Annotated in this window: 12 protein-coding genes; 1 reads left to right on the top strand and 11 read right to left on the bottom strand. The window is 40.3% G+C overall.

Translation table 11 applies throughout. From position 1 onward, the window contains the following. Positions 1-33: 33 nt before the first annotated feature. The 11 genes from AB1498_11545 to AB1498_11495 form a co-directional block, all read right to left on the bottom strand. A complete protein-coding gene (locus AB1498_11545; protein MEW6088924.1) occupies positions 34-1,713 on the bottom strand; it encodes an AAA family ATPase in 1,680 nt (559 codons plus the stop codon). Positions 1,714-1,862: 149 nt separating this feature from the next. Next, a complete protein-coding gene (locus AB1498_11540) occupies positions 1,863-2,882 on the bottom strand; it encodes a 4Fe-4S dicluster domain-containing protein (protein ID MEW6088923.1) in 1,020 nt (339 codons plus the stop codon). A 35-nt stretch (positions 2,883-2,917) separates the two neighbouring features. Further along, complete coding sequence (locus AB1498_11535) at positions 2,918-3,763, bottom strand: 4Fe-4S dicluster domain-containing protein (GenBank protein MEW6088922.1); 846 nt, start codon at positions 3,761-3,763, stop codon at positions 2,918-2,920. Next, positions 3,763-5,742: an acetate--CoA ligase gene (gene acs, locus AB1498_11530; GenBank protein ID MEW6088921.1), complete on the bottom strand. Its 1,980-nt coding sequence runs from the start codon at positions 5,740-5,742 to the stop codon at positions 3,763-3,765. The genes AB1498_11535 and acs overlap by 1 nt, the downstream gene beginning before the upstream one ends. Before the next feature lie 55 nt (positions 5,743-5,797). Continuing rightward, on the bottom strand, positions 5,798-6,283 hold the full coding sequence (locus AB1498_11525; protein MEW6088920.1) for a hydrogenase iron-sulfur subunit: 486 nt from the start codon (positions 6,281-6,283) through the stop codon (positions 5,798-5,800). Between the two features lie 80 nt (positions 6,284-6,363). After that, a complete protein-coding gene (locus AB1498_11520) occupies positions 6,364-9,279 on the bottom strand; it encodes a DEAD/DEAH box helicase family protein (GenBank protein MEW6088919.1) in 2,916 nt (971 codons plus the stop codon). 196 nt (positions 9,280-9,475) lie between these two features. After that, positions 9,476-10,216: a DUF3800 domain-containing protein gene (locus tag AB1498_11515; protein MEW6088918.1), complete on the bottom strand. Its 741-nt coding sequence runs from the start codon at positions 10,214-10,216 to the stop codon at positions 9,476-9,478. Positions 10,217-10,221: 5 nt separating this feature from the next. After that, a complete protein-coding gene (locus tag AB1498_11510) occupies positions 10,222-12,177 on the bottom strand; it encodes a DNA methyltransferase (GenBank protein MEW6088917.1) in 1,956 nt (651 codons plus the stop codon). Between the two features lie 50 nt (positions 12,178-12,227). Then, positions 12,228-14,192 carry a CoB--CoM heterodisulfide reductase iron-sulfur subunit A family protein gene (locus AB1498_11505; GenBank protein ID MEW6088916.1) on the bottom strand — a complete coding sequence of 655 codons (1,965 nt, stop codon included), beginning with the start codon at positions 14,190-14,192 and terminating at the stop codon, positions 12,228-12,230. A gap of 45 nt (positions 14,193-14,237) precedes the next feature. Further along, positions 14,238-15,116: a CoB--CoM heterodisulfide reductase iron-sulfur subunit B family protein gene (locus AB1498_11500; protein MEW6088915.1), complete on the bottom strand. Its 879-nt coding sequence runs from the start codon at positions 15,114-15,116 to the stop codon at positions 14,238-14,240. Between the two features lie 3 nt (positions 15,117-15,119). Beyond that, positions 15,120-15,641 carry a 4Fe-4S dicluster domain-containing protein gene (locus AB1498_11495; protein MEW6088914.1) on the bottom strand — a complete coding sequence of 174 codons (522 nt, stop codon included), beginning with the start codon at positions 15,639-15,641 and terminating at the stop codon, positions 15,120-15,122. Positions 15,642-15,851: 210 nt separating this feature from the next. Here AB1498_11495 and AB1498_11490 point away from each other — a divergent pair, with 210 nt between their 5' ends. Continuing rightward, positions 15,852-16,607: a tetratricopeptide repeat protein gene (locus AB1498_11490; GenBank protein ID MEW6088913.1), complete on the top strand. Its 756-nt coding sequence runs from the start codon at positions 15,852-15,854 to the stop codon at positions 16,605-16,607. Positions 16,608-16,729 lie beyond the last annotated feature (122 nt).

Here is a 16,729-nt window from a genome sequence, read left to right as displayed (position 1 = left end):
ATTTTCCCAGTTTAACGAAACAAAAAATAAATTTTATATGGACGAATAGAGCGAAAATAAAGATTTTCCATGGCTGCCGATTAACTTTAAGTCGCGCTTAAAAAAACTCGCTTGTTTTAGGACTAATTTCTTAATTACTTCTTCAGGTATAAGATTTTCAATTTCTTTGCATTTTAATATTTCAAATCTGTCGCCCAATACAGCCTCCAAATCTTCTTTTCGGGTCCCTTTATTTTCAATATCGCCATCCGCTATCAGAAAACATTGAGCGCACATGGCTTTTGCATTTATTTTATCTTCTTCTTTTCCATCAAATGACCAATGTGTAATATTTGCGCCTTGATATTCAACGAAAGAATAATGATAATCTTCTTTGAAATTATTAATTTTTTCAAAATATTCTTTATCGCCGCTTCCCATTTCCTCTTTAAATTTGTCCATATATTTTCTTAAATACAGCCTGTCCGTAATCCCTTCAACCCAGATTGTGGAATTACTTAAAAATACCGATGAGTTTTGGACACCAAGTTCTTTTAGTGTATTTCTTTCACGCGATGATACCTGATTTATCAAAAACTTTGCTTCTTTACCTTCACCTTTTTTTCTAAACAGAAACACAGACATATTTTCAAAATCCAAGGTCATACCTAACAAATGGTTTGAATGGGTTGTGATAAAATATTGATGATGATTCAATAGGGGTGAAGATAATACTTCAATAAAAATTCTTTGAAAGCCGGGGTGCATATATAATTCAGGTTCCTCTATAAAGAAAAGGCATTTTTCTTTTTCCATAAACATATTAAAAGTAATTATGATTAAATTCTGCAAACCATCACCCAAGTTGTGTATTGGCAACTCCTCATCATTCCCAATACCTACATAAACAACATCTGCTCCCTCTCTTGGGATCAAAGTGATAGGTTTTGAGTTGAAAAAATTTTTTGATAAAAATTCCTCAAAATCGTGTACTGAATTTCTGCTTTGCTGTTTCCCAAGCAGATTACTTTTTAAAATATTATAAAGTGTCAGACCGCTAAAAAATATTTTAGCATTCCCTAATACATTATTTAAAGGATTTTCTTTGGGAAAATAATCTGAATGTGTGCGTTTCTCATATAAATCAGCATTTAAATCTTCAGTTAACGGACGCATTCCGCGAAGTACTGGAATATAAAAACGTTTTTTCTCATTTATTGTATCTGGATTATATTTTAATTCTCTCAACCTCTCTAACTTTTCTTTTGCAAATTTATGTGAATCCTCAATGAATATTTTTGATGTTTCTTCATTCCATCCACCTGCTTTCAACATTTTTCCCATTAGGGATTCTAGTTCCTTATAATTACCTTTATGATGTGGTGGGAAAAAAGGTGTTTTGTATGTGATGTTGTTGATAAAATTATTCAAATAATCTGAACCTAATGTTATAGCATTATCAATCATGACCTTATTATTAAATGAAGCTTTTGAAAAATCATTTTTTATGTTTTCAAGAAAACCATTAAAGATTCCTGTATCATAATTATTCATAGTAAATTCAAATTGCATGTTAAAAAGTGCTCTTAAAAATCGGCTTTTACCGGTATTATTTGCGCCTACAAATAGATTTATTAATGACAATTTTTCTAATGTTCTTTCTGCCCCTAATTCATATTCATCTAATTTCCCTGAATGTTTTATTTTATAATAATGTGAAGGTATTTCTTTCATATTCACTAAACCCCTATATTTTTAAACAAAAATATCTCAACCCTAATATAATTTTTATTCACTTTTTTAGGATGTCGTATTGGCATATTCCTCAAAATATGCCAATTTCAAGGAATCACAATCCTTGAAATTACTTTTTTACGGCTAATCTACTTAAACTTTTTCAGCAACTCCAAAATATCGATATTCACAGGGCATAACTGAATACACCTGCCGCAGCCGGTGCATCCCGCTGTCGCAAAATTCTCAAGATAATATTTGAATTTATGCAAAATGCGTTGGCGGATCCTTTGTTTTTTCTTACCCCTCGGGTTATGCCCGCCCGCCATTTGCGTGAAATCCGGGAACTGGCAGGTATCCCACGTCCTGAACCTCGCGCAAAAATTTTCGTTTTTGCGCTCATCATGTATATCGAAACACTGGCACACGGGGCACAAGTAAGTGCAGATTCCGCACCCTACGCAAATATCGCTTAATTCATCCCAGACGGGGTCATTTTCGCTTTTATCCAGAAATGATTTTATGGTATTAATATCAATTATGTTATTTTTACCGGCGTTTATCTTCTCTTCCAGTTTTTTCTTTTTCTCAATTTCTTCAGGAGAAGTCCCGCCAAAATATTCTTTAAATTTCTCTAAAAATTCCCCGCCTTGTTTTGTTTTGGATTTTAAGAAATATTTCCCATTTATTTTTATTAAAACTAAATCCATTCCTTCTTCTTCAAAAGGGTTTATCCCCAGCTCTTTGCAAAAACACGTATCCCCCGGTGTTATGCAGCTTGATCCGATAACCAGGGTGTTTTTCCTTCTTTCTGAAAAAAGTTCATCCGGTTCAGTCCCTCCTTCATAAACTTTTGTCAATAACTCAACACCTTTAACATCGCATGATTTCGCGCCGATAATTACCCTTTTTCTCTCAAGCGGCTTTTTGGGTTCGATCGCCAAATTTTCCCCGGAGCCTGAAACAGAGAAAAGTTTTTCACTCTGTGGAAGAAACAACTCTTTTAAAGGTTTTGTAGTATTTATCAATTCCAAATTTGCTTCATCCAGGCGTTTTATTAACCTGAATTGGCTGTAAGATTCGTCGCCCACGGGAGCAAAAACATCGTGTTCTGTTACCAGCTTTTCTATCAATTTGGATAAATTATCTTTTGTAATTATTTTTTCCATAATCTTTCCCTCAACTATTCACTATGAACTGTCGACTATTTAATTCCTTCTTCCGGATCCCCTTCCTTAAAAGTCGTTAACGGCGGCGCTTCGGACGGATCCCTACCCGGGATATACCCATATTTTTCTCTTATCTCTTTTTCCATCTTTTTAAGTATTTTCCTGAATGGAATCTTGACGGGACACACCCGTTCGCACTCGCCGCAATCCGTGCACCTGCCCAAAACATGCATAATCCGCATGAGATTATAAAATTCATTTGTTGAGGATTGATTTAATTTGCTGACCCACTGCGTAATGGTTTTATCCGCCACGCACTCCCTGCAGAAACAAACAGGACAAATATTCCTGCACGCGTAACAGCGGACGCATTTTTCAAATTCCTTGTTCCAGAATTCCCACCGTCTTTCAACAGGCAGTTTCTCCAGTTCAGTAATAAAATTATATTCATCACCCGGTTTACATGAAACAGTGATTTCTTCCCCTATCAGCTCATTATATATCTTCGGCAGCTCATGATTGCAGGTCTTACACTTGTCAAGAATATTTCCTTCTTTATCCGCCATTCCCGCGCAATTTACCGCGATAACAAAAAGATTTTCCGGGTTAACCTGTTTTTGCTGGATTAACATGGTTATTGACCTCAACGTGCAGGTATTAGCCAATATCCCCGTTTTCATCGGACTTCCGCGAAGATAAATTGAAAGGTTATTTACGCAAAATTGATTAAAAATCAACCGGCGGACATCTTCCTTTTTTCTTATGATACACGGCTTTGTTTTATATGGGAGGCTCCCTTTTTCATAGCCGATGAACCTTTCAATCCTGCCTTCTTCAAAAAGTTTATAAACTTTTTCCTGTAACTCAGTATTAATATCCATTACATTCTTCCTTTGACCAATGCCTCCACCACTGAAGGATCGGCCAGTGTTGTGGTGTCACCGACGGATTCGGCATTTCCTTCCGAAATTTTTCTAAGTATCCGTCTCATGATTTTTCCCGAACGGGTTTTAGGCAGCGCGTCGGTAAACTGGATTTTATCCGGTGTGGCAATCGGGCCTATGGTTTTTCTCACCTGCGCCGCAAGTTCTTTTTTCAGCTCATCGGAAGGGGAAAATTCTTTTTTTAATGTGACAAAGCAATATATCCCCTGCCCTTTAACATCATGGGGGTACCCTACCACGGCCGCTTCAGCGACAGCGTTATGAGACACCAGCGCGCTTTCTATTTCCGCTGTCCCAAACCTGTGGCCTGAAACGTTCATTACATCATCAATTCTTCCTGTCAGCCAGTAAAATCCTTCTTCATCCACATAACAACCGTCGCCCGTCAAATATTTTCCCGGGAATTTCGAAAAGTAAACTTTTTTTATCAGTTCATTTTTTTTATCACCATATACCCCGCGGATCATACCCGGCCAGGGTTTTTTAATCAAAAGGTGGCCTGCTTCGTTTACCGCGGGAACGGTCCCGTCTTCTTTCAGGATTTCCGGCACAATGCCGAAAAAGGGTTTTGACGCCGAACCAGGTTTCGTTATTGTCGCCCCGGGCAGAGGCGTAATCAATATGCCTCCTGTCTCTGTCTGCCACCATGTATCCACGACCGGGCACTTTTCTTTGCCAATGACCCTGTAATACCAGAGCCATGCCTCAGGATTAATCGGTTCACCCACCGACCCAAGGACCCTCAGACTTGAAAGGTCGTGCCTGTTCGGCCAGTCCTCGCCATAACGCATTAACGCCCTTATTGCCGTCGGGGCAGTATAAAAAATATTAACCTTGTAATATTCTATTATTTTCCAGAACCTGTCCACTTCAGGGTAAGTCGGGACGCCCTCAAACATTATGACCGTCGCGCCGTTGGAAAGGGGTCCATATACGATATATGTATGGCCGGTGACCCATCCGATATCCGCAGTGCACCAGAAAATGTCCTCATCTCTTACATCAAAAATAAGACGGGTTGTGAGGTTCGCGTAAAGGAGGTATCCACCGGTAGTATGAAGCACACCCTTTGGTTTCCCCGTACTACCGCTTGTATAAAGAATAAAAAGAGGGTCTTCCGAATCCATGTACACCGTATCGCACTTGTAGGCAATCCCGTGGGCCTTCATTTCCTCATGCCACCAGAAATCCCTTTTCTCCTGCATAATTACTTTTTTGCCGCCCCGGTTAAATACTATGACTTTTTCAACGCTTTTACATTCTCTCAATGCGTCGTCTGTTTTCTGTTTCATCTCAACCACTCTTCCGGCATGAAAACCCACGTCTGATGTTATAACCATTTTCGCGTTAGAATCATTTATTCTGTCCTTTAACGCCTGGGCGCTGAAAGCCGAAAAAACCACCGAGTGGATAGCTCCTATCCTCGCGCATGCAAGCATTGCAATAGGAAGCTCTATGAGCATCGGCAGGAATATCACAACAACATCACCTTTGTTTATACCGTGTTTTTTTAGCACATTGGTAAACCTGCAAACTTCCGAATGGAGTTCCTGATATGTAATCGTTCTCTTCTCATTTTCATTGTCTCCCTGCCACATAATCGCCGCCTTGTTTCTCTTCCATGAATTCAGATGCCTGTCCAGGCAGTTATATGACACATTCAGTTTCCCGCCCTTGAAAAACTGGACAAAAGGGCCTTCTATTCCGCCTATATTCGAAAAATCATATTCCAAAACCTTGTCCCATTTTTTGAACCATGTAATATTTTCCTCCGCCATCCTTCCCCAGAAGACCTCAGGGTTTTCTACGGATTCTTTATAGAGCCTTTCATACTCTTTCATGCTTTTTACATGGGCTTTTTCACTTAGTTTTTTTGGCGGATAAAATTTTTTGTTATCGTTATTTTCGATACTCACGATGCCTCCTTATCAAAGTTTTAAGTAACAGGTTTTAGTTATAAGTTCTTACAACTTAAAACCTATCACTTATTGTTTCCCCTATATTTTTCACCAGTTTCCTGTTTGACCCGAGCCTGCGTATATTTTCAGTCATTTCCTTCACCGTATCAACAAACTTTATCGCCTCTGACGCGGAGATCCACCGGGCCTGGAACCGTTCCGGCTCGATCCCGACATATTCCAGCAGTTTCTTCACAAGGACAAATTTGCGCCTCGCAAAATAGTTCCCTTCGGTGTAATGGCAGTCCCCGGGATGACACCCCGATACCAGGACGCCGTCCGCGCCGTGTTCGAAACTCTTAAGTATAAAAAGCGGGTCTATGCGCCCCGAACAGGGCACGCGTATAATTCTGACATTAGCGGGATAAAGCCTTCTGCTTCCGCCCGCGAGGTCCGCGCCCTCGTAACTGCACCAGTTGCATAGGAAAGCATATATCTTGGGCTCCCAGGTTGCCGGTTTGTTTTCTTTTTTAGAATTATCGTCCAATTTTTCTTCCATAAAAATCCAATCAGTTTTTTTCTTTATACTATGATTTTATCTGATAATTATATAATCTTAAACATAAATTATTATTTTTGTTAAAACAACTTCCCATCAATTTTATCTTTAGTAATCCTAACGTACCCAAATATTTCAAGAATAGAGGCCCCTTTATCTTTTAAACTATTAAATGTGTTTTCTCCGAGCAAAACATACTCCCACTCGGCATTCATCCTGTTTTCGGGGTTTAATTGATTAATCCTGTCAATCCAATCAATGGTTGCCAGTTGTTTAAGTATTATATTCTCATTACTTAAATTATCCTGTGCCTTGGTTTCAACAATAAATATTTTATCTTTGGTCTTAACGATAAAATCCGGAGAGTATGTGGAAAGCATGCCATCATTCCTGACATAATTTATCTTCGCGAAATCATGATAATGCTCATTAACCTTTATAAAAGCCACAACACTAGAATCCGTATCGCAAAATTCCATAAAGCTCTTTTCAAAACCGCCTTTATTTGATGGATATGACTGTTTTTCATAAATGGTTTTTACTATATTAAGGCAATAATTGCTTCGCATTTTCAGAACAGGAATGCTTGAGAACCATTTTTTCAACACCTGAGCTTCGCTTATGTCAATATTATTCTGCAAATAATAAATTACCTTGCTCGTTTCTTTTATTATATGTTCAACAATACCGCTCTGAATTAAAAGCAAAACCCTCCAGCTATTTTCATAAAACGGGTCAAATTCCTGTTTGAAGAGTTTATATCTTATAAAGTTATCGACCGCTTTTGCGATTTCGGCCTGATTTATCTGCATTACAGGGAATTCTTTTTGTTTTCTCGCGCCGACTTTGACAATTATTGAAGAAACAGCGGAAATAATTTTGCCGATAAATTCATTGTAACTCTTGGAATTGAATACATCCGGCTTTACCTCATAATCGCCAAACCTTGTTTTTACCGTTATCTCTTCGGAATAAAAAACATCGCCGGCTTTAGGCACCATCTTTTTTAATTGTTCAAGGCTGAAGAATTCAAAAGGCTCCATTTTCTCAATGGAAATTTCAACCGGTACCAGATTTTCTTCCTTGTCATTCAGAATAACAGGGAAAAATAAATCATAATCCTTATAATTCGGTTTCAAACCAACATTTATTATATCGCCCAAGACATCGCCTTTGTCAACCGGTTCACGTTCGGTAATAATAACCTCTTTAATCAAATCATCATAAAATTCAATAAAGGCGGGATGTTCGATAATGCTTAAAATATCCATATAGTTTTTCGGCTCTTGTTTCCGTTTTAGCAGCAGCTCGCGATTTTCATCCTTTAGTTCCGTATATTCCGGTTCCCTCCACATCAGCCTTAATCCCCTACCAACAGTCTGTTCAAGCAATATCGGTGCCTGCGAAGACCTCAAAGGAACAATCACACAAATATTGTTTACATCAAAACCTTCCCGCAGCATTAAAACGGATACAAGCACTTTGGGATTCGCGTGTTTATCTATATCGAACAATTTCTGTTTAATCACCTGCCATTCTTTATCCGGGATTGAACCTTTTCTGTCCGAATCTATCTGGACAATTTCATCCTGTTTGAGCCCTTCATATTCAACAAGGTATTCAATCACTCTGGGGCTGACTTTTGTGTCCTCGCAAATAACGAACATTTTGGGATGTTTAACGGAAAATCCTTCCTTGTCTTTCGTAAGATCAATAAAATGTTCTTCGAGCCTTTTCAACTTTGAAAGGCCCGCCCGGAGCATTGTCTTTTGCCCCGGAGATAAGCCGATTACATCTCTGCCGTCTCTTTCAGCGTTAAAGTCCAGCGGCAGGCTCGCGATTTCCTTCCGCCTGTCTATAGTTATAGTCTTCACCAGTCCGTGATGGATGGCCGTTCTTAAATCAAAATCCACTACTATATGCGGGAAATAATGTTTGGTCCTTTTCTGGCCGCTTCCTGTCACGTCATAAGGTGTCGCCGAAAAATCTATCTGAATAAAACGACTGCCTTTTGACTTTGAAATATAATTCAAACTTTTCTGCCATTCAACTTCCTGGACTTCACCATAAGTTTTATTTTCATGGATATGGTGCGCCTCATCATTCATAACAACTAAATTATCCAATTTCGCGAGAAATTCAATTTCATTGCCTTTAAAATACTGGTTATCCAGACTTTCCAGGGAATGTCCAGCGCTCGTTCCTGGGGTTATCGGCAGGATATCTTTTAATATTCCTGAAGGATTTTCCAGGGGAGAATTTTGAATCTCTTTTTCATCCTCAACCCCCATTAAAAGGTGCCAGTTGGTGACAGCAATAATACCGTCTCCCGTTACTTTTTTGCCGATTTCATCTTTATTGCAGACGGAATTCTGTATAAATCCAAAAACTTCCTCCCTGTAAGACGGTGGAATAAATAATTCCTCAAACTGTTTAAAATCTGACCGGCTGAAATCTCTTATCCCTTCCTCGTTCTCTTTACCGGAAAAGGCGTTAATCAGCCTTTCATAAATTATCAAACCAGGGGCAACTAAAAGAAAATTTTTAGAAAATCTCCCGGAAGGCTTTTCTTCGTGCCTGGCGTTCAAATATTGCCATATCAACAGGGCCTCTATTATCCACGTTTTGCCTGTTCCTGTCGCCATTTTTACGGCATATTTCGGATGCTGGTATTTGTCTTTTTTAAGGTCTTTCATATCTATCTGAGCTAACAATTCCTGTTCAACCGCCGTATACATATCAAACACAGTAGATGTCCTGAATATTTCATGAACAAAAATTGTGTTCAAAATAGCCTGTTTCTGGCCCAAATGGAAATTGTATCTCCTGTTTTCGCAGAATATATCTTCAAACCAGAACCTCAATAAATCTCTGGTTACAGGAGTAACTTTATCCAGAAACGTTCCCTTCTTAAATTCGGCGTTGACTATTTCAGTCAAACGCTTCGCGAACTTAAGCGGAATGTCTTTTGTGCCGATATTAATTGGTGTAGGCATATTCGTTACTCTCTAAGCTAAAACACTTGACATTATCTATATATATCTATATAATAGAGTTGTTCCTTATTTAAGGTAAGGAACCTATCAAGGCTTCATCCGCTGTGCCAATATTAATCAGCGGTAGCAATAAGTAAAAAGGATCGGGGTGTCTCCCGGTCGACAAGGGGCCTCTCGCAAGAGAGGCTTCTTGCTTTTATGGAAATTGCTTCAATCCCCACCCTTCAAATTCTCCTTTGGAATTACAATAAATTTTACTTTTAATAACGTCAAACGGAATGTATGGAGCCCTCGGATTTAACACATACCGAGCCAAAGGATACGCGCATAAATCAGCCACCTGCAACCCAAGCACATTTTCTCTCTTGTTAAAAAACTTAAAACTCTTTAGCCGATGAATCATACGTTCAGTTGACACATAAAATGTCCCTCTATCCTTGATAGTATTATAATGGGCCAATAACATATCGTCTTCCTTGCGGCCCCTTTCTTCAACCTGGATATCCACCGATGCGTTTTTATCCATCAAGTCTACACAAAAAATCAGCCTTTCGATAATAAATGACAACGAAAGGGCATACGGATCTTTAGCCCCTGCGCCATATTTCTTGATGTGTTCTTCCTTATTGACAACCGCGCCGATTATCTTGAAATCAGCCTTATCAAGTATGTTATTTAGGTCATTGTAAAATTTTTCTTTTAAGTTCAAATCAAATAGTATCTGAAACGCTCCTTCGCATTTTCTTATCTCGCGCGAATGCATAATTACTTCTATTGTATTAAAGTACTTGCGTTTAAAATCATTCAACGTGTTTTCCGTCTGGCGCAGGGAATCTTCGCTGAATAAACATCCGCATAATAAAAATATCGGAAAATTCTTGTCAATATAGGACAATCCATGGTCCCCTGTCTCGTCAAGGAAGAAATAATATTTCACAGGTATTATTTTACCTCCTCCACCACCGCGCTTTCGAATCCAAACACGTCAACCGCCTTGACGCAGATTTTGCGGTTTGCTTTTTTCGGCAAGGTTAATGCGGTTTTCCTGACAACATTATAAGCGTCATTATCGCTTTCGACATTGCCCCTGTAATCCTGCCATTTGCTCCTGAAAACCTCTCCGTCATAATCAGGGTCTATGCTCCAGTATTCTATCAAAGACAACGGGTCATCCTTAATTATGTTCTGGACTTTTTCCCTGTCCTCTTCCGACAAAGGCATTGCGTCGGGCGAGAGAAGCACATAGTTGGATAATTCAACCGTTAATTCTTCGTTTTCGCTGTCCTTTTCTTCGCGTTTTACCGGTTTTATTGAAAGATACTGAAGAGATGAGAACCTGACTTTTCCGGTTTTAATCAATTTATCATAAGAGGATTTTGTCTTTAACCTGTCCAGCAAATCAGGAGGAATAACCAGCACCTCAAGTTTTGGGTCGTTTAAATTTATAATTGCCTGGCCAATATCAGTCACAAAATTCCAGCCAAGCACCACTATCTTTTCCCAGCCGCCCATAAAACTGCCCCGCAGTGTTTGGGCTTTTTTGAGGGTGTTAAGGCCAGTTAATTTTGAAGGTGAATCAACAAAAACCAGAGTCCTTCCCTCTTTGAGGTATCCCAGATTTCCCTGCGGGCTGTCCTGCAGATTAAAAGGCATCGCGCCGTAAAGGTTTAGAACAACATGTGCCAGATCACTTATTCTCCTGAATTCGCTCTTTTCAAATTGCTCTTTCTGGTAATCGCCGATAGATTGATATAAAAACGGTTTTGAATCCTGGTCGATGAGGCGTTTTCGCATAATCATGCATGCAGGTTTGCCAATGTCAGACATTATCCATCTGCGCCCCAAACTTTCCGCAACCGCGCCGGTTGTGCCGGAACCGGCAAAAAAATCGGCAATAACAGAATCTGTATTAGATGAAGCGCTAATAATACGTTCAAGTAATTCTATAGGTTTTTGTGTATCAAAATCGGTTCTCTCTTTTGATGCTTGATTCTCAATATCAATTAACCAATAATCAGAAGGAGCATATCCTTCTGATAAGTAGTTTCTTACAACTAATTCCGGATGTTCTTTTTCCCATTTAGGATCTACATCTTTAGCTGACTGAATTGGGCTTCCTTTTATACCTCTGCCACAAAGCCTATAATAACCCTTTTCATCTTTATTTTTGTATTTTTTAATTGTTTCCTCTGAATATGACTCTAATACTTCTTTATAATTAAAAATCCATTCTAAGCCTTTTTTATAAATTAAAATATCATCATGTTTTCTATTCCAATAATTTTTTGAAAATTGCCTTGTTTTATAGCACCATACAACATTATTCAGAAAATTCTCCTTCCCAAATATTTCATCCATAATAACTTTTACATAATGTCCCACGTGCCAATCCAAATGCACATAAATCGACCCTGTGTCAGCAAGCAGTTCACGCATTAAAACCAGACGCGAATACATCATTTTTAAATAAGATACCGTCCCGTCCTTCCATGTGTCCGAATAAGCGAACTGCTCAATAACAGTGGGTTTCTGTTCGATATTCCCTGAAGGAAGCGTGATTTTTGTGCGGTAATCCGCCTTTGAATCAAAAGGCGGGTCAATATAGATAAGGTCAATTTTTCCGCGCATTGAAGGCAGTCCCTGCGCCTCATCGTCTGCTAATAACGCTTGCATAACAAGCAAATTGTCGCCATAAATCAAGCGGTTCTGCCAACTTTGTTTTATCTCATCTTTTACAGCACCCCTGAAAAGCCCTGAAGTTTCTTTGGACGGCAAAACGTATTCGTTCGTCTGCAAAGTTATCCTTGAGCCATTTGAAATTCTTTCCAGAATCAGCTCAACTTCCTTTTTCCCTTCGGATACAATCTTCGGCAAAACTTCTATCAATGAATCAGGCATTAATTACTCCATTTATTGAAAATTATCTATTAAATGATTATATATTTTTCTCACAGCGCCTCAATCGCCGCGAGAATCTGCTCGTTTGAAAAACCTTTTAAATTAATGCACTGCGACGGGCAGGTAGCCACGCAACTGCCGCATCCCCTGCAGATCGTCTCATTCACTTTCGCGACCAGGCGTGTCTTTCCATCCAGGTCTCTAACCTCCTCCGCAATTATAGCCTGGTAAGGACATATATTTTTGCAATTTAAACACCCGGTGCAGATGGATGCGTTCACCTCGGCGATCATGGGTTCGGAGGTTAAAAATTCCTTCGCGAAAAGCGAAAGGGACTTCACGGCGGCCGCCCCCGCCATGGCCACGGATTCAGGGATGTCCCGCGGGTACTGGCAGCTTCCGCTTAAAAATATCCCGGGCGTGTTTTTTTCCACAGGCGCGAGTTTGGGATGCAGTTCACCCACGAACCCGCTGTTATCCAGGGAAATATTCAGTGTTCGAGCAAACTGCTCCGAATCCCTGCGGGGAACAACACCCACGGCAAGGACCACCATACCGAAATCCATTTCAATGGGTAAATTGGAAATCGTGTCGTATGCCCTTACAATTAATTTATCCCCTTCTTCAAATATCTTAGATACCCTGCCCCTTATATACTTTACGCGGTAATTTTCCTGCACCCTGTGAACGAATTCCTCGTAATTCTTGCCGCTGGCCCTTATGTCAATATAGAAAACATATGCCTCCGACCCGGGGACATGTTCTTTCAACAGCATAGCGTGTTTGGCCGTGTACATGCAGCAAACCTTTGAACAATAAGGCTTCCCTATCCTGTCGTCCCTGGAACCAACACATTGTATAAACGCAACTTTTTCCGGTTCCTTGCCGTCGGAGGGGCGGACTATACGGCCACCGGTCGGCCCCGCGGAATTAACCATCCTTTCAAACTGGATGGACGTAATCACATTTTTATATTTTCCATAACCGTATTCACCGTACTTGCTGTAATCAAAAAGGTCAAAACCCGTCGCTATTATGATACTCCCGAATTTTTCCCTGATAATAATATCTTCCTGTTCATAATTTACAGCGTCCGAGGGACATACTTTTTTACAAACACCGCATTTTTTTTCCAAAAAATACCTGCAATGCCCACGGTCAATAACCGGGACATTAGGCACTGCCTGCGGGAAGGGCATATAAATCGCGCGGCGTTTTGAAAGGCCCTCGTCGAATTCACTGTCGACTTTTACAGGACACTTCGTCTGGCATATACCGCAGCCGGTACATTTTTTCATCTCCACAGATCTTGCCTTTTGCCTGATTGTAACCTCGTATCCCCCGACAAACCCGCTGACTTCTTCAACCTGGCTGTATGTGTAAATCTTTATTAATGGATGTCTGTTGGCTTCCACCATTTTCGGGGTAAGGATGCAGGCGGAACAATCAAGAGTGGGGAACGTTTTATCAAGCTGGGCCATGCGGCCGCCTATTGACGGTGTCCGTTCAACCAGTGTCACGGGATATCCCGCGTTAGCAATGTCGAGCGCCGACTGGATACCCGCGACCCCCCCGCCGATAACAAGCGCCCTGCGTTCAATAGTCACTTTCGAGCAGGTGAGTTCTTTCGCGAACCGCACCCTTTCAATGGCCATTTTTATAAGATCTTCGGATTTCCGCGTCGCAAGTTCGGGATTATCGGAATGCACCCATGAACACTGCTCGCGTATATTGGCCATTTCAAACATGTACGGGTTCAGGCCCATTTCATCCACGCACCTGCGGAAGGTATTTTCATGCAGTTTGGGCGTGCACGCCGCGACAACGATACGGTCCAGATTATAACACTTAATCGCGTTTTTTATAAGGTTCTGGCCCGGCTCCGAACACATATATTTATATTCCCTGGCTATTACCACTCCCGGGTAATTGGATATACTTTCCGCGATCTTGATAACATCCACTACGCTCAAAATATTGGTGCCGCAATGGCAGATAAAAACTCCGATTCGCATGAAAATTCCTTGTTCAATCCGTTTAAACTGTTTAAACGGCTTTTTTCAGATCAAACCTTTTCTTCTAAGCAGCGGCATTGGATTAACCACATGCTTATCCAGCTCCAAATTTTTATAATCGTCGCCTAATGCCAGAACGACCAGTTCAGGAAAATAAAATACAGGGATATCAAACTTTTCCTTATTATATTTTTCTATCTGGGCCTGGCGCAGGTCAAGGTTTGCGTGACATAAGGGACAGGCGGCCACGATACAATCAGCCCCTGTTTTTTTTGCCGATTTAAGGATTTTCCCCGACAGTTTTAATACAACCTCAGGCTTTGACAAGCCGAAGCTCGTCCCGCAGCATTCGGTTTTATACGGCCACATAACGGTATCCGCCCCCAATTTTTTCATCAGGTTATCCATCATTTGAGGGTCTTCACTCCTCTCGTCCGCGATCATGCCCGCGGGTCTTGTAAGCAGGCAGCCGTAATAACACGCCGTTTTTAAGCCACTAAATGTTTTTTTAATCCTGGTGTCCAGGTCTTCAACGTCTTCCGATAACACTTCTAAAAAATGTCTTATCCTGGTTTTCTCCGGGAGGCTTTTTTCTATTAGTTTTTCAGTTTCTTTTTTTTTCTCAGGGTACTTCTCCAGTAAAATGCGCGTGGACTTTAATCTGTTAAAGCAAGCGGCGCAGGCGGTTACGATATCACGGGAGTATTTCTCAGCCTCCGCCATCGTAATGGACGGCAGGGCCAAACTTAAAGATTCTTCCGGGACATGGGACACACTCGCGCCGCAGCAGGCCCAGTCAGAGAGTTCAAAAAGCCTTATGCCGAGCAGATCGCTTGCCCGTTTCACGGCCTTTTCATAGTCTTTCGCGCTGCTTTTAAGCGAACAGCCGGGATAATAACTATAATCCATTATTGTTTTTTTCATTTATTATTTCAGCTTATTAACTACCTTTTTAATATTCCTCGAAGCCGCTTTTTCTTTTACTGCAAATTTATCTTTTTCGGATAAAACCGGCAGGAGGGAAACATCTTTTAGCAACTTCCCGCTTTTCAGGTTGAAACTTAACCCTAATGAAAATTCATCCGCCCGTTCATTTCTTACGATGTTATCCAAAAATATTTTATCAAAAATACGGACATCTTCCAGGCTTTTATTGCGCGGCAAAATTTTTCCTTCCATAGCGATGCTTTTCACTGTATTTATTACCCTCAAAACATCTATTTCCCTCGGACAGCGGAAAGAACACGTGACACAGGCCCCGCAGCCAAAGAAGGTGTTGGAAGAAAGCGCTTTTTCTCTCATGTCCAGTTGTATGTACCTCATTAAAAGGTGCGGGGGCGTATCCATCAGGTAGGAAAAAACACACCCCGCGGAACATTTTCCGCACTGGTAACAATTGAACACATTTATTCCTGTACGCGATTCTATTTCCTGGGCCAATGTCTTCAAAAATCTAACTCCTTTTATTATCTTTTTAGCATAAATAAACTTTTTTTGCAATACTGAAATCATTTTAATGGTATTCAGTCAGTTATTTGCGGAAAAAGATCAGACGCAGGGCGTTTAACAATCGGGCATATGCGCGGGAGGTTATTTTTGCAAAAAATCAGGCAGAAAAATCATATTGACAAAATTATCAGTTGCGGGTAAAGTAATAAAATGATTTGTCCAAACTGCCATACGGAAAACGATATAAGCCATAAATTTTGCAAGGAATGCGGGTATGCTTTTAAAAACACAATATCTCACGTCCACTTGATAAACGCTGATTTGCTGGAAAAAGAAGGCGATTTTAACAAGGCGATTGAGGAATATCAAAAAGCGCTAAGTGCAGATGAGTCTAATATAAAAATACGGAGCCATTTAGCCGAATTATATGAACAATACAACATGGTGGACAAGGCAATAGAACAATATGTTATTCTTAAAGAGCACAATCCTTTATACGCCGATGTCCATTATAAGCTTGGAACACTTTATTACAGGACTAATAAAACGAACGACGCGATCAGGGAATACAGGGCCGCGATTTCCATTAATCCCCAGTACAAATCCGCTCATTACCAATTGGGAATAGTCCTGTATCATTTAGGAAAATTGGAAGAAGCAGTTTACCATTTTAAAGAGGTCCTGAGGATTTCTCCTGACTATCTCTTAGCTCATTACCAGCTTGGGGTTACCTATGAAAGGATGCAAAAAGACGAAGAAGCAATCCAGGAATTCCAAAAAGTCGTGCGCGGGACACCTGAGGACGCGGCCGCTCATTATCACCTGGGTGTTGCGTTTTATAACAAAAATATGATTAAAAATGCTATACATGAGTTTACGATTGCTGTAAAACTTAACCCAAAGGATTTCGCTTCCAAAAGGAACCTCGACTTGCTTAAATCAATGACCAGTTATGAAACAACTTAACAGAACTTTGACAGTTAAACCCTAAAAAATCGCAAAAGAAGCGAAAAGAACCGCATAGAAATAAGGGGCGGTTCTTTTTTTTGGCCAAAGTGTAGTGCCATGTTTGATTAAAAATAATTAAA

The sequence above is a fragment of the bacterium genome (assembly GCA_040754625.1).
Taxonomy (GTDB): domain Bacteria; phylum JACRDZ01; class JAQUKH01; order JAQUKH01; family JAQUKH01; genus JAQUKH01.
Note: the sequence above shows the minus strand (reverse complement) of the source record. Positions and strands in the feature narration are given on the sequence as shown.

What these genes read in the sequence shown, in the direction of transcription:
- AB1498_11540 (MEW6088923.1), bottom strand. Translation starts at nt 2,882, where the DNA reads ATGGAAAAAATAATTACAAAAGATAATTTATCCAAATTGATAGAAAAG.
- AB1498_11505 (MEW6088916.1), bottom strand. Translation starts at nt 14,192, where the DNA reads ATGCGAATCGGAGTTTTTATCTGCCATTGCGGCACCAATATTTTGAGC.
- AB1498_11545 (MEW6088924.1), bottom strand. Translation starts at nt 1,713, where the DNA reads ATGAAAGAAATACCTTCACATTATTATAAAATAAAACATTCAGGGAAA.
- AB1498_11520 (MEW6088919.1), bottom strand. Translation starts at nt 9,279, where the DNA reads ATGCCTACACCAATTAATATCGGCACAAAAGACATTCCGCTTAAGTTC.
- AB1498_11525 (MEW6088920.1), bottom strand. Translation starts at nt 6,283, where the DNA reads ATGGAAGAAAAATTGGACGATAATTCTAAAAAAGAAAACAAACCGGCA.
- AB1498_11490 (MEW6088913.1), top strand. Translation starts at nt 15,852, where the DNA reads ATGATTTGTCCAAACTGCCATACGGAAAACGATATAAGCCATAAATTT.
- AB1498_11500 (MEW6088915.1), bottom strand. Translation starts at nt 15,116, where the DNA reads ATGAAAAAAACAATAATGGATTATAGTTATTATCCCGGCTGTTCGCTT.
- AB1498_11535 (MEW6088922.1), bottom strand. Translation starts at nt 3,763, where the DNA reads ATGGATATTAATACTGAGTTACAGGAAAAAGTTTATAAACTTTTTGAA.
- AB1498_11510 (MEW6088917.1), bottom strand. Translation starts at nt 12,177, where the DNA reads ATGCCTGATTCATTGATAGAAGTTTTGCCGAAGATTGTATCCGAAGGG.